Annotated in this window: 17 protein-coding genes; 8 read left to right on the top strand and 9 right to left on the bottom strand. The window is 31.9% G+C overall.

The features are described 5' to 3' along the window. The first annotated feature begins 70 nt into the window (after positions 1–70). From LNP27_RS11430 to LNP27_RS11410, 5 genes are all read left to right on the top strand, one after another. On the top strand, positions 71–1,471 hold the full coding sequence (locus tag LNP27_RS11430; protein WP_229941730.1) for a type III PLP-dependent enzyme domain-containing protein: 1,401 nt from the start codon (positions 71–73) through the stop codon (positions 1,469–1,471). Between the two features lie 101 nt (positions 1,472–1,572). After that, the gene (locus LNP27_RS11425; RefSeq protein ID WP_229941729.1) at positions 1,573–2,547 is read left to right on the top strand and encodes a deoxyhypusine synthase family protein; all 975 of its coding nucleotides are present in this window, start codon (positions 1,573–1,575) and stop codon (positions 2,545–2,547) included. Between the two features lie 7 nt (positions 2,548–2,554). Next, positions 2,555–2,947: a DNA primase gene (locus LNP27_RS11420; RefSeq protein ID WP_229941728.1), complete on the top strand. Its 393-nt coding sequence runs from the start codon at positions 2,555–2,557 to the stop codon at positions 2,945–2,947. A gap of 85 nt (positions 2,948–3,032) precedes the next feature. Further along, positions 3,033–5,144, top strand: a complete 2,112-nt coding sequence (gene recQ / locus LNP27_RS11415; protein WP_229941727.1) for a DNA helicase RecQ — start codon at positions 3,033–3,035, stop codon at positions 5,142–5,144. A gap of 1 nt (position 5,145) precedes the next feature. Beyond that, positions 5,146–5,622, top strand: a complete 477-nt coding sequence (locus LNP27_RS11410; protein ID WP_229941726.1) for a DNA-deoxyinosine glycosylase — start codon at positions 5,146–5,148, stop codon at positions 5,620–5,622. 1 nt (position 5,623) lies between these two features. On the opposite strand, the gene LNP27_RS11405 is transcribed toward LNP27_RS11410, so the two are convergent. From LNP27_RS11405 to LNP27_RS11390, 4 genes are all read right to left on the bottom strand, one after another. Further along, on the bottom strand, positions 5,624–6,139 hold the full coding sequence (locus LNP27_RS11405; protein WP_229941725.1) for a DinB family protein: 516 nt from the start codon (positions 6,137–6,139) through the stop codon (positions 5,624–5,626). Positions 6,140–6,150: 11 nt separating this feature from the next. Beyond that, positions 6,151–8,736, bottom strand: coding sequence for a phosphoenolpyruvate carboxylase (locus LNP27_RS11400; RefSeq protein ID WP_229941724.1), 2,586 nt, complete (start codon positions 8,734–8,736; stop codon positions 6,151–6,153). Between the two features lie 97 nt (positions 8,737–8,833). Further along, on the bottom strand, positions 8,834–9,313 hold the full coding sequence (locus LNP27_RS11395; protein ID WP_035672404.1) for an Lrp/AsnC family transcriptional regulator: 480 nt from the start codon (positions 9,311–9,313) through the stop codon (positions 8,834–8,836). Between the two features lie 76 nt (positions 9,314–9,389). Continuing rightward, entirely contained in the window at positions 9,390–10,544 is a 1,155-nt protein-coding gene (locus LNP27_RS11390) for a M14 family metallopeptidase (protein ID WP_229941723.1), read from the bottom strand. A gap of 311 nt (positions 10,545–10,855) precedes the next feature. Here LNP27_RS11390 and LNP27_RS11385 point away from each other — a divergent pair, with 311 nt between their 5' ends. After that, positions 10,856–11,326, top strand: a complete 471-nt coding sequence (locus LNP27_RS11385; RefSeq protein WP_229941722.1) for a helix-turn-helix domain-containing protein — start codon at positions 10,856–10,858, stop codon at positions 11,324–11,326. 100 nt (positions 11,327–11,426) lie between these two features. On the opposite strand, the gene LNP27_RS11380 is transcribed toward LNP27_RS11385, so the two are convergent. Continuing rightward, on the bottom strand, positions 11,427–12,428 hold the full coding sequence (locus LNP27_RS11380) for a hypothetical protein (RefSeq protein ID WP_229941721.1): 1,002 nt from the start codon (positions 12,426–12,428) through the stop codon (positions 11,427–11,429). Positions 12,429–12,509: 81 nt separating this feature from the next. Next, entirely contained in the window at positions 12,510–13,064 is a 555-nt protein-coding gene (locus tag LNP27_RS11375) for a 1-acyl-sn-glycerol-3-phosphate acyltransferase (protein WP_229941720.1), read from the bottom strand. A gap of 61 nt (positions 13,065–13,125) precedes the next feature. Here LNP27_RS11375 and LNP27_RS11370 point away from each other — a divergent pair, with 61 nt between their 5' ends. Continuing rightward, positions 13,126–13,791 carry a spermidine synthase gene (locus tag LNP27_RS11370; protein ID WP_229941719.1) on the top strand — a complete coding sequence of 222 codons (666 nt, stop codon included), beginning with the start codon at positions 13,126–13,128 and terminating at the stop codon, positions 13,789–13,791. A 92-nt stretch (positions 13,792–13,883) separates the two neighbouring features. Then, entirely contained in the window at positions 13,884–14,594 is a 711-nt protein-coding gene (locus tag LNP27_RS11365; RefSeq protein ID WP_229941718.1) for a potassium channel family protein, read from the top strand. Between the two features lies 1 nt (position 14,595). On the opposite strand, the gene kdsB is transcribed toward LNP27_RS11365, so the two are convergent. The 3 genes from kdsB to LNP27_RS11350 all read right to left on the bottom strand — a co-directional run bounded on the left by kdsB (position 14,596) and on the right by LNP27_RS11350 (position 17,947). Beyond that, positions 14,596–15,321: a 3-deoxy-manno-octulosonate cytidylyltransferase gene (kdsB, locus tag LNP27_RS11360; RefSeq protein WP_229941717.1), complete on the bottom strand. Its 726-nt coding sequence runs from the start codon at positions 15,319–15,321 to the stop codon at positions 14,596–14,598. A 289-nt stretch (positions 15,322–15,610) separates the two neighbouring features. Beyond that, positions 15,611–16,441: a 4,5-DOPA-extradiol-dioxygenase gene (gene ygiD, locus LNP27_RS11355; protein WP_229941716.1), complete on the bottom strand. Its 831-nt coding sequence runs from the start codon at positions 16,439–16,441 to the stop codon at positions 15,611–15,613. Between the two features lie 84 nt (positions 16,442–16,525). After that, complete coding sequence (locus tag LNP27_RS11350) at positions 16,526–17,947, bottom strand: ATP-dependent DNA helicase (protein ID WP_229941715.1); 1,422 nt, start codon at positions 17,945–17,947, stop codon at positions 16,526–16,528. Between the last annotated feature and the right edge of the window lie 23 nt (positions 17,948–17,970).

Here is a 17,970-nt window from a genome sequence, read left to right as displayed (position 1 = left end):
CAATATTCGAGTTTGAATTTTAGATTTATTTATTTTAAAATATTCTAATCTATAAAATTTATAAAATCTAATGAATACAAAATATTCTGATCTAATCAATCAAACCTATTATTTCCCTCAAGAAGAGTTCAAGTTAAACAAAGATAATCTTCAGTTTCACAATATCGATTTGATGAAGCTGGTTGAAAAATATGGTACGCCCTTAAAGTTTACTTATTTACCTCAAATTTCCAATAACATTAACAAAGCCAAAAGCTGGTTTCGTAAGTCTATGGAAAAAAACAAGTACGAAGCTAAATACTATTACTGCTATTGTACTAAAAGTTCTCATTTTGAGTATATTATGAATGAGGCTTTTAAAAATAATATTCATATTGAAACCTCTTCTGCATTTGACATTAATATTGTTGAAAATTTGCTAGAGAATGGCAAAATCAACAAAAGTACTTATGTAATATGTAACGGTTTTAAAAGAGACCAATATGTAGAAAACATTGCTCGATTGATCAATAATGGTCACAAGAATACTATTCCTATTATTGATAACTACGAGGAATTAGATTTGCTACAAGCGGAAATCAAAGGGAAATTTAAAATTGGAATTCGAATTGCTGCTGAAGAGGAGCCTAAATTTGAGTTTTACACCTCAAGATTAGGAATTGGATATAAAAACATAGTTAGTTTTTACAAAAAACAAATTCAAGACAATAAAAATTTGGAACTTAAAATGTTACACTTTTTTATTAATACAGGAATCAATGATACCTCATATTACTGGAACGAATTAGTAAAATGTATTAAAGTATATGTTGCTTTAAAAAAGGAATGTCCATCATTAGACGGACTGAACATTGGTGGTGGTTTTCCTATCAAAAACTCACTTGCATTTGATTTTGATTACCAATACATGATTGATGAAATTATCAATCAGATTAAAATTGCTTGCGACGAAGCTGAAGTAGATGTTCCAAATATTTTTACGGAATTTGGATCTTTCACGGTTGGAGAAAGCGGTGGCGCAATTTATCAGATTTTGTATCAAAAACAACAAAATGATAGAGAGAAATGGAACATGATTGATTCCTCTTTTATCACTACTTTACCAGATACTTGGGCAATAAACAAACGTTTTATCATGCTAGCAGTGAATCGCTGGAATGATACTTACGAACGCGTTTTATTAGGTGGAATGACTTGTGATAGCGATGATTATTACAACTCAGAGCAAAACATGAACGCTATTTATTTACCTAAATACAACAAAGAAAAACCTTTATATATTGGTTTTTTCAATACGGGAGCATATCAAGAAACAATAGGCGGATACGGTGGATTGCATCACTGTTTGATTCCACAGCCCAAACATATTTTAATTGACAGAGATGAAAATGGTATTTTAGCTACCGAGGTTTTCTCAGAAACGCAAACTGCTGACGATGTTTTAAAAATATTAGGCTACGCAAAGAAATAAGAACAAACATTTTTTAATTACTTAACTATTCAATTTTATTTTATTAAATTTGAATAACTACTTTACAACTACATAATTACAAGATTTTAAATTAAATAAAAATGAGCAAAGGACCAATTAGTCAGTTTATTGAAAAGAATTATTTGCATTTTAATGCAGCTGCTTTAGTAGATGCTGCAAAAGGATATGAAGAGCATTTATTAGATAATGGTAAAATGATGATCACGCTTGGTGGTGCGATGAGTACTGCTGAACTTGGAAAATCATTAGCAGAGATGATACGCCAAGATAAAGTGCATATTATTTCATGTACTGGCGCTAATCTTGAAGAAGATATCATGAATTTAGTTGCTCACAATTCGTACAAGAGAATTCCAAATTATAGAGATTTAACACCTCAAGAAGAGAGAGATTTGTTAGACAACCACTTTAATCGTGTAACTGATACTTGTATTCCTGAAGAAGAAGCATTTAGAAGATTACAATCACATTTATTTGATATTTGGAACAAAGCTGATAAATCAGGAGAACGTTATTTCCCACATGAATTTATGTACCAAATGATTAATTCAGGAGTTTTAGAGCAGTATTACGAAATTGACGCTAAAGATTCTTGGATGGTTGCCGCAGCCGAAAAAAACCTACCAATTGTAGTTCCAGGATGGGAAGATAGTACAATGGGAAATATTTTCGCTTCTTATTGCATTAAAGGCGAATTCAAACCAACAACAACAAAAAGCGGAATTGAATACATGATGTGGTTAGCTGATTGGTATCCTAAAAACTGTAGCGGTAAAGGAATTGGTTTCTTCCAGATTGGTGGTGGAATCGCTGGTGATTTCCCTATTTGTGTTGTACCAATGTTAGATCAAGATTTAGAAGTTGAAAATGTTCCTTTTTGGAGTTATTTCTGTCAGATTTCAGACTCTACAACTAGTTATGGTTCGTATTCAGGTGCGGTTCCAAACGAAAAAATTACATGGGGTAAGTTAGACATCACAACTCCTAAGTTTATCATCGAGTCAGATGCTACGATTGTAGCACCTTTAATTTTCGCTTATTTATTAGATTTATAGCATTTATATGAAAAGAGTAATAGTTGATTACGCCAAACTTACAAACGAAATTTTAAATCTTTTGGTTGAAAAATTTCCCGACGGTTATGATGATTCTAATATCATTAGTTTTAGAAATGCTAAAAATGAACTGATTGAAGCAGTTGAAGTACGTACTGAAGACACTATTTATTTAGTAAAAGTAAGTACTAAGCTTTCTGATAGAATTGAAAACTATGATGAAGATGATGAACTGTTAATTGACGAAGTTATTGCACCAATTAAAGGTTTGGATTTAGATGATGACGACATTGATGATGATGCTATTGATAAGCCAGAATCTGGTGATGATGAAGATGACGAAGATTCAGATGAAAAAGATTTTGCAGACGAAGACGACGATCAAGACGATGAGGATTAATTTATCCAAATCTAAACTATAATGTTTAAAAGGAACTCTAATTGAGTTCCTTTTTTATTACTTTAGGTTTAAAATATACGCCATCATGACCACTCAAATTTTACACGACACTTTAAAGGAAAACTTTGGTTTTGAAAAATTCAGACCTAATCAAGAAGATATAATAAATTGCGTTCTTTCTGGTCAAGATACGTTAGCAATTATGCCTACCGGAGGAGGAAAATCAATATGTTTTCAATTACCTGCCTTACTTTTTACTGGAATTACAATCGTTATTTCACCACTAATAGCTTTGATGAAAGATCAAGTGGACAGCCTAAAAGCAAATGGAATCGAAGCTTGTTTTATAAACAGCAGTCAAACGGAAAATGAACGCCAATTTTTTATAGAAAGATTACAATCGAACTACATAAAATTAGTTTACATTGCTCCTGAAAGCTTATCTTTTTTAGACAATATTTTCAATAGTTTGACCGTAAGCTTGATAGCAATCGATGAAGCTCATTGTATTTCAGCTTGGGGACATGATTTCCGACCTGCCTATACAAACTTAGGTTATCTTAAAAATCGCTTCCCTTACACCCCAATCTTAGCTTTAACTGCCACCGCTGACAAGGCTACACGTAAGGATATTAGCGATCAATTGAACTTAATAAATCCTAAAACTTTTGTTGCTTCTTTTGATAGAAAAAATTTAAGTTTAGAAGTGCGTCCTGCTTTAGATCGAGTAAAACAAATTATAGATTTTATAAAAGAAAAACCAAACGAATCAGGAATTGTATATTGCTTAAGTAGAAAAACTACTGAAGAACTTGCTGAAAAACTACAAAAAGTAGGTGTTAACGCAAAAGCATACCATGCAGGTTTAGACAATAAAATTCGATCAAAAACCCAAGATGAATTTATAAATGATGATTGCCAAGTGGTTTGCGCTACAATTGCTTTTGGAATGGGAATTGATAAATCGAACGTGCGTTGGGTTATTCATTATAACTTACCCAAGAATATAGAAGGGTATTATCAGGAAATTGGTCGTGCGGGCCGTGACGGATTACCTTCTGAAACGGTTCTATTCGAAAGCTACGGCGATATGCTTCAGCTTCAAAAATTTGCTTCACGAGGTTTGAACGCCGAAGTACAATTGGCAAAATTAGAACGCATGAAACAATATACTGACGCATTAAGTTGCAGACGTAAAATATTACTTTCTTATTTTGGCGAACTCGTTACTGAGAATTGTGGGAATTGTGATGTGTGTAAAAATCCACCGCTATTTTTTGATGGAACTGTAATTGCGCAAATGGCGCTTTCGGCAATTATACGTTTAAAAGAAACGGAACCACTACCAGTAATTGTTGACTTTTTACGTGGCTCTAAAAATGCTTATATTTTTGAAAAGGAATATCAAAATCTAAAGACATATGGTGTTGGCGCTGATTTTTCTTGGTATGACTGGAATCAATATTTAATACAACTAATTAATTTAGGCTATTGCGAGATCGCTTTTCATCAGCAAAATAAAATTAGATTGACAGCTTTCGCCAAAAAAGTATTGTTTGAAGGGGAGAAAGTACAATTGACAACTGTTCAGAAAACCAACATCGATAAACTAGAAGTCAAAGAGAAAAAATCAAAATCAGTTGCTAATTCACTTTTTGAAACCTTACGAAAATTACGCTATGAAATTTCAAAAGAAGAAGAAGTTCCAGCTTATGTAATCTTTAGTGATGCAGCTTTACGCCAAATGGAAACCGAACGACCTATGAGCGATCAGGAGTTATTAGCCATTGACGGAGTTGGAAAAGCAAAGCTAGAAAAATATGGAGACGCATTCATTAAAGCTATTATCGATTTTCAGAAAACAAAACCAGTTAGAAAAAAGAAAGAAGGCAGTACTTATAAAGAAACATTAGAACTATACCAAAGTGGATTATCTGTTGAAGCAATTGCCGAAAAAAGAAATTTAGGATTAAGCACAATAATGTCACACTTAGCTAAATTATATCTTGACGGATTTTCTATTGATTTAAAGCCGTTTGTGACTAATGAAGAAGTGCGATTAATAGCTGATGCCAAAACAAAATTGGAATCACCAGTAGCTTTAAAACCCTATTTTGATCATTTTGAAGAACAAATGGACTATGGGAAAATCAGATTAGCATTAGCCATTCTTGAAAAAGAAAGTATTACAACTTAAAATGATACAATCCTTTCCTCCTTTTATAAATACTACAACTGAAATTTTGATTTTAGGAACGATGCCCGGAATAGCTTCTCTGGAAAAGCAGGAATATTATGCGCATCCTAGAAATCATTTTTGGAAAATAATCTACACTCTTTTCAATAATTTACCAGTTTTAGAAGTTTTTGAACAAAAGATAGCGTTTCTCCAAAACAATAAAATAGGATTATGGGATGTCTTAGAAAATTGCGAAAGAAAAGGAAGCCTGGATGCACATATCAAAAATCATAAAGAAAATGATTTTGAAATGCTGTTTGAAAAATTTTCAGGAATAACTAAAATTGTTTTCAACGGTAAAGAAAGTCATAAATACTTTTTCAAAAAATTTGGGCAAATAAAAGGCATCACGTATTATGTGATGCCTTCTACAAGTCCTGCCAATACAATGTGTTTTGAAAAAAAGTTAAAAATCTGGTCTACAATGTTAGATTAGACTACAAATAGCGTTCTTCAAAAATATTTTGATGGTGTTTTTGATGGCCAATCATTATAAAACCAATAGCACGAACTGAAATACCAGCATTAGAGGCTATTCCTGTTCGCTGCAATTGCTCTTCTGAAAAGCTTTTGAAAAGAAATATATTCGAATGTCTCACTGCCGACAATTCTGTCAATAAATCTTGCAAGCCTCTTTTGTTAGCTTCTGTATTATTCGAATATTCATTTTCATCAAATCCCGGCAATGGTGTTTGATCATTTCGAGAAATTCGTAGTGCACGATAAGCAAAAATGCGCTCCGTATCAATTACGTGTTGAATAATTTCTTTAATTGTCCACTTATCTTCTGCGTAACGATAGTCAAATTTATCCATTGGAATATTTTGAACAAAACGAATAAACTCGTGCAAAGAAATCTCTAACTCTTCTATTAAAGTAACATCGCCCAAAACACTTATGTAAGGGAAAAAATATTCTGCATATTCCTTAACTGGCAATTGTGATGCTTTCATTCTATTATAATTTAAGCTGAGTTTCTACTTGCATTTGTATTCCCAAAAAGAGAACGAGTAACGATTTTTTCGTACACTTTTATAAGTTCTTCGTTTACTACACTTTCTTTATTCAATTCATTAATTCTCAACAATGCATACTGTTGTATTGTAATCAATGGCAATACAATACGTTCCCTAATGTCAATAGAAGCTTTACCATCAGGATAGTTTTCCATCAAGGTTTTATGCCCTGCAATTTTCAAAAGCAATCGTTTTGTTTCTAAGAATTCGTCATAAATAATTTGCCAGAATTCTCCAAATTCAGGATCTTTTTGCATGTAAGCCGTCAATGGGAAAAATGATTTTGCCAAGGACATCATACTATTTTCTAGTAAGGTTTTAAAGAACAATGAATCGTTATACAAATCCTGAACTTTCTCCCACTGATTGGTATCTTCATAATGTTTTAAAGCAGTTCCAAGTCCGAAGAAACCAGGGACATTTTGCTTCAACTGACTCCATGAACCTACAAAAGGAATAGCTCTTAAATCAGCAAAATCTAAACTTTCAGATTTACTTCTTTTAGATGGGCGACTTCCAATATTTGTTTTAGCATAATACTTCAACGTACTCATTTGTTCTAAATATGGAATGAATTTAGGATGATTTTTGAAACTTAAATACTTTTGATATCCAAAATCAGCTAATTGATCTAGTATATTTTTTTCATCTATAGATAATTCGTTTTGTCCTTTATTAAAAACTTGATTGGTTACACCAGCACTTAATAAGTTTTCAAGATTATAACGACAAGAATCTAAAGTACCAAAATTAGAACTGATTGTTTGTCCTTGAACTGTAATTTGAATTTCATTATTTTCGATATTTGGACCTAAAGAAGCATAGAATTTATGCGTTTTTCCACCACCGCGAGCTGGCGGACCCCCACGACCATCAAAGAAAATTGCTTTTATGCCATATTTTCTAGAGATTTCAGTAAGCATCTCTTTAGCTTTATAGATACTCCAGTTTGCCATTAAATAGCCACCATCTTTAGTTCCATCAGAGAAGCCTAGCATTATCGTTTGCTTATTATTTCTATGGACTAAATGCTTTGAGTAAGCTGGATTCAGATATAATTTTTCCATGATAGTATGCGCGTTTTGCAAATCATCAACCGATTCAAAGAGCGGAATAATATCAACATTTGGTTCATCCCAATTACTTAATTTAAATAAAGCAAAAGTCTCCATTACGTTGAGTGCACTTTCATTATTGCTAATAATATAACGATTTGCACCAAATTCACCATTTTTATCTTGTATCGTTTTAATCGCTTGAATGGACTCAATTGTAGAACGAGTCATTTCATCATCAAATACATTTGGATTAAGATCGCCACTGATAGTTGATAATACTTTGAATTTTTCGTCCTCAGTTAAATCAAAATAATTTTTTGGAAAAACAGAAGAATCGGAACTAGAATAAAAACTAACGACATCATTAAAAACTGCATCGTGTATTCTACTATTCTGACGAATATCCAACGTAGCAAAATGGAACCCAAATAAATTCACTTTTATCAGCAGCGCATCTAATTCATCTAGATATAATGATTGGTGCTGATTAATAATTATTTGCTTTATTTTATTAAGTTGCGATTTAAACTCTTCTAAAGTAATGAAAATTTCTCCTTTCGAATAAAAAACAGACCTGTAAAGTTTAAGTTCAATTTCCGTAACCAAAGTGTCTACTCCAGAAAAAGTTAGCTTTCTTTTTAAAGCTCTGATTTCTGTATAATAACATTTCAAAATAGAAGTTCGTAAACGTTCTGCTACTTTAAATGTGATATCAGTTGTTACAAATGGATTTCCATCTCGATCACCACCTGGCCAAAAACCAAGCTGAATTATTTGGTTTTTTATAGAATCCCCTTTGAAAATGTTTTTCTCTAAATAATGAACCATTTCTCCAGATGCCTTATAGAAAACATTTTCTAAAAACCAAATTAGGCTTACCGCTTCATCAAAAGGATTTGGTTTTTCATGCTTAATAAATGGAGTTTTACCCAACTGAGCTAGCAATTGCTTGATATCCAATAAATCATTTTTACGGATTGCATTTGTTAAATCATTAATAATCCCAAGCACTGCGCCAGGATAAAACTGTGTAGGATGTGCAGTTAATACAGTCCTTACATGAAACTCTTCTAAAAAATCAATTAGTTCTTCTTGCTTATTTTTTGCATCTGATTTCTCCTTCATGTCACGAAGCGAACCTCTTCCTTCCATGTTGTTTATGATAGGAAATGCAGCGTCTTCAACCGCATCAAACAAAACGATTTGACGCTCAATGTATTGAATAAAGCGAAACATGATATCAATTTTATCATCCTCAGATGCATTTTGTAAATAACGTGTGGCAAAAAAATCTACTATTTCTTTAGGTGTTTCTTGCTTTTTGAAACCTGTATCACATATCTCTGAAAACAAAGGCAATAAAGCGCCAGTATTATCAATAGAATCAAATGGAAGCGTGATAAATACACTATTATAAATGTTGTATTTAGAGAGGACGTCTTGGTTGAAACGTTCAATTTTAGGCAGCGTGTACATAATATATGTTGTAGTTGGTTTAGTTAATAGTTTTTGTCATAAAAAAAACCCCAAGGACAAACTTGAGGTTATATTTATAATATCGCATTCAAGATCATTACATATTTTTGAAAATAGTATGCATCAAACGCTTCTTGTCATTTATACTTTCCTCAAGAGAAATCATAGTCTCAGTTCTGTAAACTCCTTCTATATCATCAATCATGAAAATAACATCTTTTGCATGCTTTGTATCTTTAGCTCTAATTTTGCAAAAGATATTAAACTTACCAGTAGTTACTGACGCTACAGTTACATAAGGAATTTCGTTGATACGTTCCAAAACAAACTTAGTTTGAGAGGTGTTGTTTAGAAAAACTCCAACATACGCAATGAAAGAATATCCTAATTTGTCATAATCAAGGACTAATGAAGATCCCATTATAATACCAGCATCTTCCATTTTTTTTACTCTAACATGCACAGTTCCAGCAGAGATTAATAATTTTTTTGCAATATCCGTAAATGGAACTCTTGTATTGTCAATCAACATATCTAATATCTGGTGATCTACTTCATCTAAACGAAATTTACTCATAATTCGTAATTTATATTATTAATTGCTATAACAAAGTGTAAAAATATACATAAAAAATGTTAAAATGACATTAAAATTACATTTTTATCATTCCATTAACAAATTCTACGTTATTAGTTAAATAAAAATCTGCTTTTTGGTTTAAAATTGGGATATTATTAATTTCATCTTTATATAAAGCTCCTTGAGCATCGTATTCAGTATGACCAAAATAATTTTCTAAATCTCCTATTTGTGAAAAATAGGCATTAAAACAAATTTGATTGTCTATTAACTCTTCTTTGTATTGAGCTGCAAAATTGGTGATTTTTTCTATACCATCATAATTTATTCTGATGTTTTTATAAATAAAATCATAAAAAACGACTTTATTTTGAGGAATATTCATGTATTTGTCAATTCCATTAATAACTATATCGTTTTCGCTAATTGTTGTAAAAGCAAAAACAAAAGCCATAAATGCATGTTTTCGTGTTACTTCTCTCTCGTAATCATTTTGATAATGACCTGCTTCAAACAAAATAGTTGGAACACCTAGGTATTGAAATGTATCTCCAATACAATTTATATTGAAAGAATCATCAAATCGACCTACTTGATTTGGCATATAGGATTGCAAGCCATCGTTAATAGCTGCAATAACATTAATAGCCTTCAATCTAGAGTCGTTTATTTCTCTCGCTTCATTATATGAAGGAGCTAAAAATGACATTGTTGCTGGTTTTCCTGTATCGCTTACGCCAAAAATAGTGCGCTGATCATGGAGATTAAAACAGTATTCCGGCTTAAATACCTCGAAAGCTTGCCTCAAAATCCTACTTTCCGGCTGTGTAAGATCCTGCGAATCTCTATTTAAATCGACCTTATTAGCATTTTCTCTAGTATATAACGCAGCACCATCAGGATTCAACATAGGAATACTTAAAAATGTAAAAGCGTTTAAAAGCTGTTTTGCTAATTCCGAACCACTATTTAATAGATTTATAAAGTCAAATAATGCTTTTGTCGTTGTACTTTCATTACCGTGCATTTGCGACCAAAGAAATATTTTGGTTTTTCCTTTTCCACTTTCGTACGAATAAATTGGTTTTTCAAGAACGGATTTACCAATAATTTGAACTTCATTATTTCTATTTAATTGCTTCAATAATGGCTCAATCGACTCTAAAGTAATGTAACGACCTGTAATAGATTTTTCCTTGTTTTGACTAAATAATGCCTCTAAATTCATATTGATTTATTTGATTTACAAAAGTAAACATCTTTATATTTACATTTGTAAACAAGTAAAAGATTGCTAATTTTAATCATGTAAACACTTTTACATTATTCCTATCACCTATCGTACCGATGGTAAGTAACAATTGTGGATTACTATTTTTTTAGTATTCAATATAATGTAATTCAGTAAGTTGCATCGTATTACATAACAATATACTTTAATTTATTTTACAAAAATAATACTAATTACATCTGTAACTTTGCTATTGATATGTCTTTTGATTACATTTGTGAATAGTTAATTGATATAGCTAATTTACAATGGTAAACATAGAGGATTTTATAAAACGGTTGGAAACATTATTGGATTATTACAGTCTGAATGCTTCCTCATTTGCTGATAAAATTGGAGTGCAACGCTCTAGTTTGTCTCACCTACTTTCAGGAAGAAACAAACCAAGTTTAGATTTTATCTTAAAAATACTAGAGGTTTTTCCTGATGTAGATTTGTACTGGATTTTAAATGGTAAAGGAACATTTCCAAAAAATTATGATGACAATTCTAAAATTGACAGCATAACTGAAGGTAACAAAAAGGAAAATACTACTGCTGCTCCATTCGAGGAATCGACTCCTCAGAATCTATTTTCTGAAATTTCAAATCCCGTCAGTTTATTAGAAACAAAAAATGTAGAAAGTCAAAATTTTGCAAAGGGAACAAATTCTAGTGAAATTGACAAGATTGTCGTTTTTTATACAAATGGCACTTTTAAAAGTTACAATCCTAGTTAGACTACTATTGTATGTATCACTCAAAATTTCACACAATAAAAAACCCTCAGTTCAGAATTTTTCCGAATTGAGGGTTTGCTATATTATTTTAGCCCTAATACTATTTTCTTAAAACAAAAATGGAAGTTACACCTAGTTCAGCTCTACTATTTATTGGAGCGAAATCTCCGGAAGCCATTGGATAGCTGTACGTCAATACCTGACCTCCCGCATTAAGTCTTTCTGCAACATAAATATAATTGGTAACACTATCGTAAGCCACATCTACAGGATTTCCTAATTTTGAGTTAGGACCGTAGATTCTAACTTGATTTGATAAAGCAATTGTTCCTGACGCTGCAGTTGATGCAAAAACACTACTGAAGTTTTTAATTAAAACTAAACCACCATCAGTTGCTGAAGCCGCATCGGCAACATCTGTTAAAATCATTACATCATCAGCAGCTGAATATGTGATTCCGTGAGTTCGTGTTAAACCGGCAATAGTTACAAGTTTTGTTGCTGTAATCATTCCTGGCGCTTTGCTCATAAAATCTTTAAACATAACAATATCTCCAGTTAAATCAACTACAGCGTATAAGTCATCGCCAACCATGTGAATTCCCCAAAGCTTAAAATCGGTATTAAAAGTTTTCACTAAAGTAAATCCATTAGAGGCTTTTTTATAAACTAAAAGTTTATTCATATTGCCATTTATAGCCAGTTGATCTTGAGTAACTACAATCATATCTCCAGAAACAGCTGTTTCTCTTGCATTTGTAAAATCACCTGTTAAACTAGTTAGCGTTGCGCTTAAATTATCTGTTCCTGCATTAAAACTTGCTTTTAAACCACTATACGTCTCTAGTCGATTGTTCGTCCTTGAAGCTACAATCACAGCATCAGTGTCACTATCATACGAAATTCCTTCGGCATCAATTGAAGCAATTGTAAAGGACTTTGCTATTGCATTAGGGGATAGCAAATCAACATAAGAAACTTTCCCTGTGGTGTTGCTAGATGTCACTAAAGTAGCCTCTGCCGAAGCGGAGTTTGAATCACTGTTATCGCAAGAAGCAAAAAGGAGAATCAAAAAAGCCGAGCTAATAAATAAATTTTTCATAATGTTTAATTTTAAATGTTTTAAACATTTACGAAAAACTACTTACTTTGGTTTTATTTTTTTTGATATTTTTCTAATTTTTTATTCAGCTACATACCCTTTTTCCGGAATTTTGCCTTTTACTCCTACAAAATGTTGTTTCAAAATTTTTAGGTCCTCCTCGATTTCGCCCGAAGGATAAACGGGTTTTCCTAAATTAACTTCTTTTTTACCAAAATCAAAAGCTACCGGAATTATCGGAACATTTGCTTTCAAAGCGATAAAATAAAAACCTGTTTTTAATTCTGTAACTTTATTACGAGTACCTTCGGGAGCCACTGCTAGTCTGAATACTTCTCTTCTCTTAAAAATAGCTGCAATCGAATCTACTTTGTTTAATCCTCCTGAACGATCTAGTGGTTCGCCTCCCATGTATCTAAAATAGGCTCCAAACGGGAAACGAAATAATTCTTTTTTACCTACAAAGTTCATCTCTAATCCAGTAATACCTCTAGTAAAAATTCCTAAATAAAAATCATGAGCGCTGGTATGCGGCATCACCATCATCACACATTTCTTTACTCCTTCATCAATATTCCCAACTATTTTCCAACCCATGAGCTTGAAAAATATCCATTTGTAGATTTGTTTCTTCATTCTTTGCTATTTTGAACAAAATAAATAATTTAAATCTTATTTTTGGTCAAAAGTCGCCCTAATGATAAAAAAAATATTTAGCTACCTCTATCCTATCAAAATTTATCAATCAAAATCGTTATTAAGTAAATCTATAGAAGTAACATGGGCAAATGGCGAATTAGTTCTAGATTCTGAAAATGCAAATTATTCTTACGGTAGTTTACAACGAATATTGCGATTCGGGTTAAAAAAAATTGGGTTTAGCAAAATTGCAAGAATGAATCATATATTACTTTTAGGCGTAGCTGGTGGTAGTGTCATAAAAACATTAGTAGATGAAATAAAGTATAAAAATAAAATTACGGGAGTAGAAATTGATCCTGAAATTATCAAAGTAGCCAATACTTATTTTAAACTAAACGAGATAGAGAGCCTCGAAATTATTATAGATGACGCTTTTGAGTTTGTATTAAAAACCAAAAATAAGTACGATCTCATAATTATAGATATTTTTCAAGATACCGCAATGCCTAATTTTTTATTTGAAACCTTTTTTGTCAATAGAATTTGTTCTCTTTTGAAAAGTCGTGGATGTATCCTTTTTAATACCATGATATTAAATGAAGTACAAAATTTAAGAAATAAAAAATACGTTTCTGAATTTTATGAGAATCAATTTAAAATTAGAACTCTTCCAAGAGTCCAGCAACATAATGAACTAATTGTAATTGAAAAGGTGGATTAATTTTTCTTTTGGCACGCTTTATTTTAATTTGCAAAGGAGTTTTATCAGTTTTTTTTGTACTCTTACACAGCAGTATTAATCCAATACTTTAAATGAAAAAGCATTTAAAAAAATTACTTCTTGGTAAAACCTCCAAAGAATTGCCACCAAAAGTAAATCCTATTCAAAAAAGGATAAGGAATATTCAGTCTATTTGGAACAATGATCATCAAGATGATAGCGGACTTGAGAAAATTGTTCGCTTAATTCTTGCCTCTTCACAATTATTTTTTCCGGGAATTTACATAAAATATTTAGCTAGTAAAAAAGGTATAGCTTATCAGGAATTAGCCTCTGATTTTTATATATTATTTAAAGTAGCGCTACCACTACTAATTTTAATAAATCAATGGCAAAGCCATCAATGGCTTATCTGGATCATAGTTTACTTTTTCTTAGAAACTTTATTTTACATTCCAACACTAATATTTGCGTCAGATTTATTTGGAAAACCACGTTCTTATAAAAGATCTATGCTTTTACTATTTTTTAATTATTTAGAAATTGCATTTGAATATGCGGTTTTCTATTCTGTTGGTAATTACCTAAATAAAGAATTTAAGCATTGGTTTGATCCTATTTATTTCAGTATCGTAACGTCATCGTCTATCGGGTATGGTGATTTGTATCCTATAAACCCGTTGGGGAAATTTCTTGTAAGTACACAATCGTTACTATTCCTGTTTTTTATTGTTTTATTTTTGAATTTTTTCTCTACTAAAATTAACACCAAAGGTTATTTTGATCATGATGATGTGCCTTAAATTATAGCATCTTCCTAGCTTTTTCTAAATCTTCAGGAGTATCGATTCCAATTCCTACATGAGTAGTTTCGACCATTTTAATGCGTTTGCCAAATTCCAGATAACGCAACTGTTCCAATTTTTCGGATGCCTCCAAAGATTTCATAGGCAAACTATAGAAATCTAATAAAGCTTGTTTTCTGAAGGCATAAATGCCAATATGTTGCATATAGCGAACACCTACATTTTTCTCTCTAGGATATGGAATAACCGAACGCGAAAAATACAGTGCAAACCTATTTTGATCTACAACCACTTTTACATTATTTGGATTATTTATTTCTTCTTCCTCTTTTATCTCTCGCATTAAAGAAGCTAAGTCTACTTTCATGTCAATATCATTTCTAAAAATCTGAATCAATTCTTCCAAAGGTTCTATATTTATAAATGGCTCATCTCCTTGCACATTGACTACAACATCTACATCAATACTTTCAATAGCTTCTGCAATGCGATCACTTCCTGATTCGTGTTCCTTAATACTCATAATTGCTTTGCCATCGTGAGAAATAATTTCATTGAAAATCAATTCTGAATCGGTTACCACAAAAACATCGTCGAACAATTGCGTTCGAACAGCAGCTTCATAAGTTCTTAAAATCACCGTTTTTCCTCCTAAATCCTGCATTAATTTAGCTGGAAATCGTGTTGATGCGTAACGCGCGGGTATAACTGCTATTATTTTCATTTTTATTTTTATATTTTTAATTTGCTACGAAGGTACTAAGTCGTAAATTTTATTTTAATTACTATTGCGAGGTATCGTTTTTTTTTGATATCCAAACGGTTTTATAAATGTAAAAAATATTGGCCAATACTATTCGATCAGGAGATGTTTAAACTATAAATCTGAATTATTAGAAGGTAATAGTTTCACAAATGTTGATTTGAAAACCATAATGTGTAGGAATGACTGCAATCATTTTCTTTTTTGTGTTATAATTAATTCCAAAATATAAAATTTAATTCACAAAACCCTACATAATCTTCACCGAAGTCATACTCAACGAACCTGCCAATAGCTTATCATTGAACAAACTGAGTTCTTCAGATTTTACTTTTAATCCTAACGTATAAATCAAAGGTAAATAATGTTCTGGCGTAGGAATCGCTAATTGAAAGGCTTTGCTTTGTTTTTCAAAATCAATCAATGGTTGAAAATTCCCGTCCAATAAATAGTTGTTCACCGTTTCCCTTGCTTCAATTGCCCAATCGTAGCCGTAGTTGTCCTTATCGAAATTGCGATAATCGACCAATCTCAAATTATGCACAATATTTCCGCTGCCTACAATCAAGATTCCTTTGGTACGCAACGCACTTAATTTCTGAGCTAGTTCAAAATGGTATTGCCCAGATTTTGTATAATCAATACTCAACTGAATTACAGGAACATTCGCTTCCGGATATAAATGCTTAATTACACTCCAAGCACCGTGATCCAAACCCCAATGTTCGTCCAGCTCCACTTCTACCGGAGTCAATAATTGTTTGGTTTCTAATGCTAATTCCGGACTTCCTTTTGCTGGATATTGCACGTCAAACAACGCTTGCGGAAAACCACCAAAATCGTGAATCGTTCTGGGCATTTCCATTGCAGTAACCTTTGTCCCTTTGGTAAACCAATGCGCCGAAATACACAAAATCGCATTTGGTTGCGGTAACGTTTTAGCCAAATTTCGAAAACCCGTCACAAACTGATTTTCTTCAATCGCATTCATCGGGCTTCCATGTCCCAAAAATAAAACCGGCATTTTTTCAGTATTCGAAAAAGAGCCAGATATTTTATGTAAATCGTTTAATGTGTTCATAGCTGTTTTTTTTACCGCAAATTCGCAAATTATATGTTTTAAAATTAAATTGAAAAATTTGTGAATTTGCGGTTGTTTTTAAAATTATTCCACAAAACTATCATCCTTAAAACCTATCAAATACAATTTGTTTTTAGCTCTCGTCATTGCTGTGTACAGCCATCTGATATAATCTCTGTTGATGCCATCCGGCAAATACGGTTGTTCTATAAAAACCGTATTCCACTGACCACCTTGAGACTTATGACAGGTTATTGCATACGAAAATTTAACTTGGAGTCCATTAAAATATTCGTTGGCTTTTACTTTTTGAAACTGTTTGAATTTAGTTTCGCCTTCGTAATCCTTCAACACTTCTTGATACAGTCGATTCGATTCTTCATAAGTTAGAGATGGCGATTCACTTTTTATAGTATCTAATAATAGAACCGTTTCAAAAGCCTTTTGATCCGGATAATCAATCATTCTGATTTTAACTTTTGCAAACTTAAAACCATACAATTCTTTGATATTGAAAATTTCTAAAACTTCAATAATATCACCATTAGCAATAAAGCCGGCATGATCTGAATCTTTTAACCAGAAATAATTATTTTTGACAACCATTAAGAAATCTCCAGTGGAAAGTTCGCTTTCTTTATCGAGAATTTTAGTTCTAATTTGCTCATTATACTGATTAGCTCTTTTATTAGAACGAACGATAAACGCAGTATCTTCAATACTATAATTACTGTAAGCAGAATTTATGGCGTCCTGAATGTCATATCCATCTGTTAAGCGTACAATATCTTTGAATTTCTTGACATCAAATTTGAATTCAGTGATGAAAGAATCTTTCAACAATTCTCGAAGTTCAGTTGCATTATGTAAAATTCCTGAATTTTCTTCCTGACGCATTACTTCGTCAAGCTCGATATGTTCTACTTCTTTATCATAATTCATTCCTAAAGTTCGAATATCTAAAGCGGGACTGATATCTAGATTTACGGGAGGTAACTGTGCGGTATCTCCCAGTAAAATCATCTTACAATTTTTTCCAGAATACACATACGAAATCAAATCATCTAGTAAAGAACCGTTTTCATATAATTTAGAATCGGAATTCGCATCTGAAATCATCGACGCTTCATCAACAATAAAAATTGTATTAGTATGCTTATTTTGCTGCAATGTAAAAGAAACGCCACCGCCGGAAGATTTTTTAGGAAAGTATATTTTTTTATGAATTGTAAAAGCCGGTTTGTCAGAATAGTTAGCAATCACTTTTGCTGCGCGACCTGTAGGTGCAAGCAAAACATATTTTTTATTAATATCCAATAAACTATTGACAATCGTAGAAATTACTGTTGTTTTACCAGTTCCAGCGTATCCTTTTAGAACAAAAATAGTGTTGTTTTCAACTTCAGTTAAAAAAATAGCGATTTTCTGAAAAAAAACATCTTGTTTGTAAGTGGGTTGAAATGGAAATTTGCGTTGTAAAAGACTGTAAAACAAGGAGGAATTCATCTGCTAATAAGTTGGAATATGAA

It is taken from the genome of Flavobacterium galactosidilyticum, assembly GCF_020911945.1.
GTDB classification, from domain to species: domain Bacteria; phylum Bacteroidota; class Bacteroidia; order Flavobacteriales; family Flavobacteriaceae; genus Flavobacterium; species Flavobacterium galactosidilyticum.
Note: the sequence above shows the minus strand (reverse complement) of the source record. Positions and strands in the feature narration are given on the sequence as shown.

Excerpts from the sequence above, each read along its gene's own strand:
- LNP27_RS11430 (WP_229941730.1), top strand. The coding sequence starts at position 71 with ATGAATACAAAATATTCTGATCTAATCAATCAAACCTATTATTTCCCT.
- LNP27_RS11425 (WP_229941729.1), top strand. The coding sequence starts at position 1,573 with ATGAGCAAAGGACCAATTAGTCAGTTTATTGAAAAGAATTATTTGCAT.
- LNP27_RS11420 (WP_229941728.1), top strand. The coding sequence starts at position 2,555 with ATGAAAAGAGTAATAGTTGATTACGCCAAACTTACAAACGAAATTTTA.
- recQ (WP_229941727.1), top strand. The coding sequence starts at position 3,033 with ATGACCACTCAAATTTTACACGACACTTTAAAGGAAAACTTTGGTTTT.
- LNP27_RS11410 (WP_229941726.1), top strand. The coding sequence starts at position 5,146 with ATGATACAATCCTTTCCTCCTTTTATAAATACTACAACTGAAATTTTG.
- LNP27_RS11405 (WP_229941725.1), bottom strand. The coding sequence starts at position 6,139 with ATGAAAGCATCACAATTGCCAGTTAAGGAATATGCAGAATATTTTTTC.
- LNP27_RS11400 (WP_229941724.1), bottom strand. The coding sequence starts at position 8,736 with ATGTACACGCTGCCTAAAATTGAACGTTTCAACCAAGACGTCCTCTCT.
- LNP27_RS11395 (WP_035672404.1), bottom strand. The coding sequence starts at position 9,313 with ATGAGTAAATTTCGTTTAGATGAAGTAGATCACCAGATATTAGATATG.
- LNP27_RS11390 (WP_229941723.1), bottom strand. The coding sequence starts at position 10,544 with ATGAATTTAGAGGCATTATTTAGTCAAAACAAGGAAAAATCTATTACA.
- LNP27_RS11385 (WP_229941722.1), top strand. The coding sequence starts at position 10,856 with ATGGTAAACATAGAGGATTTTATAAAACGGTTGGAAACATTATTGGAT.
- LNP27_RS11380 (WP_229941721.1), bottom strand. The coding sequence starts at position 12,428 with ATGAAAAATTTATTTATTAGCTCGGCTTTTTTGATTCTCCTTTTTGCT.
- LNP27_RS11375 (WP_229941720.1), bottom strand. The coding sequence starts at position 13,064 with ATGAAGAAACAAATCTACAAATGGATATTTTTCAAGCTCATGGGTTGG.
- LNP27_RS11370 (WP_229941719.1), top strand. The coding sequence starts at position 13,126 with ATGATAAAAAAAATATTTAGCTACCTCTATCCTATCAAAATTTATCAA.
- LNP27_RS11365 (WP_229941718.1), top strand. The coding sequence starts at position 13,884 with ATGAAAAAGCATTTAAAAAAATTACTTCTTGGTAAAACCTCCAAAGAA.
- kdsB (WP_229941717.1), bottom strand. The coding sequence starts at position 15,321 with ATGAAAATAATAGCAGTTATACCCGCGCGTTACGCATCAACACGATTT.
- ygiD (WP_229941716.1), bottom strand. The coding sequence starts at position 16,441 with ATGAACACATTAAACGATTTACATAAAATATCTGGCTCTTTTTCGAAT.
- LNP27_RS11350 (WP_229941715.1), bottom strand. The coding sequence starts at position 17,947 with ATGAATTCCTCCTTGTTTTACAGTCTTTTACAACGCAAATTTCCATTT.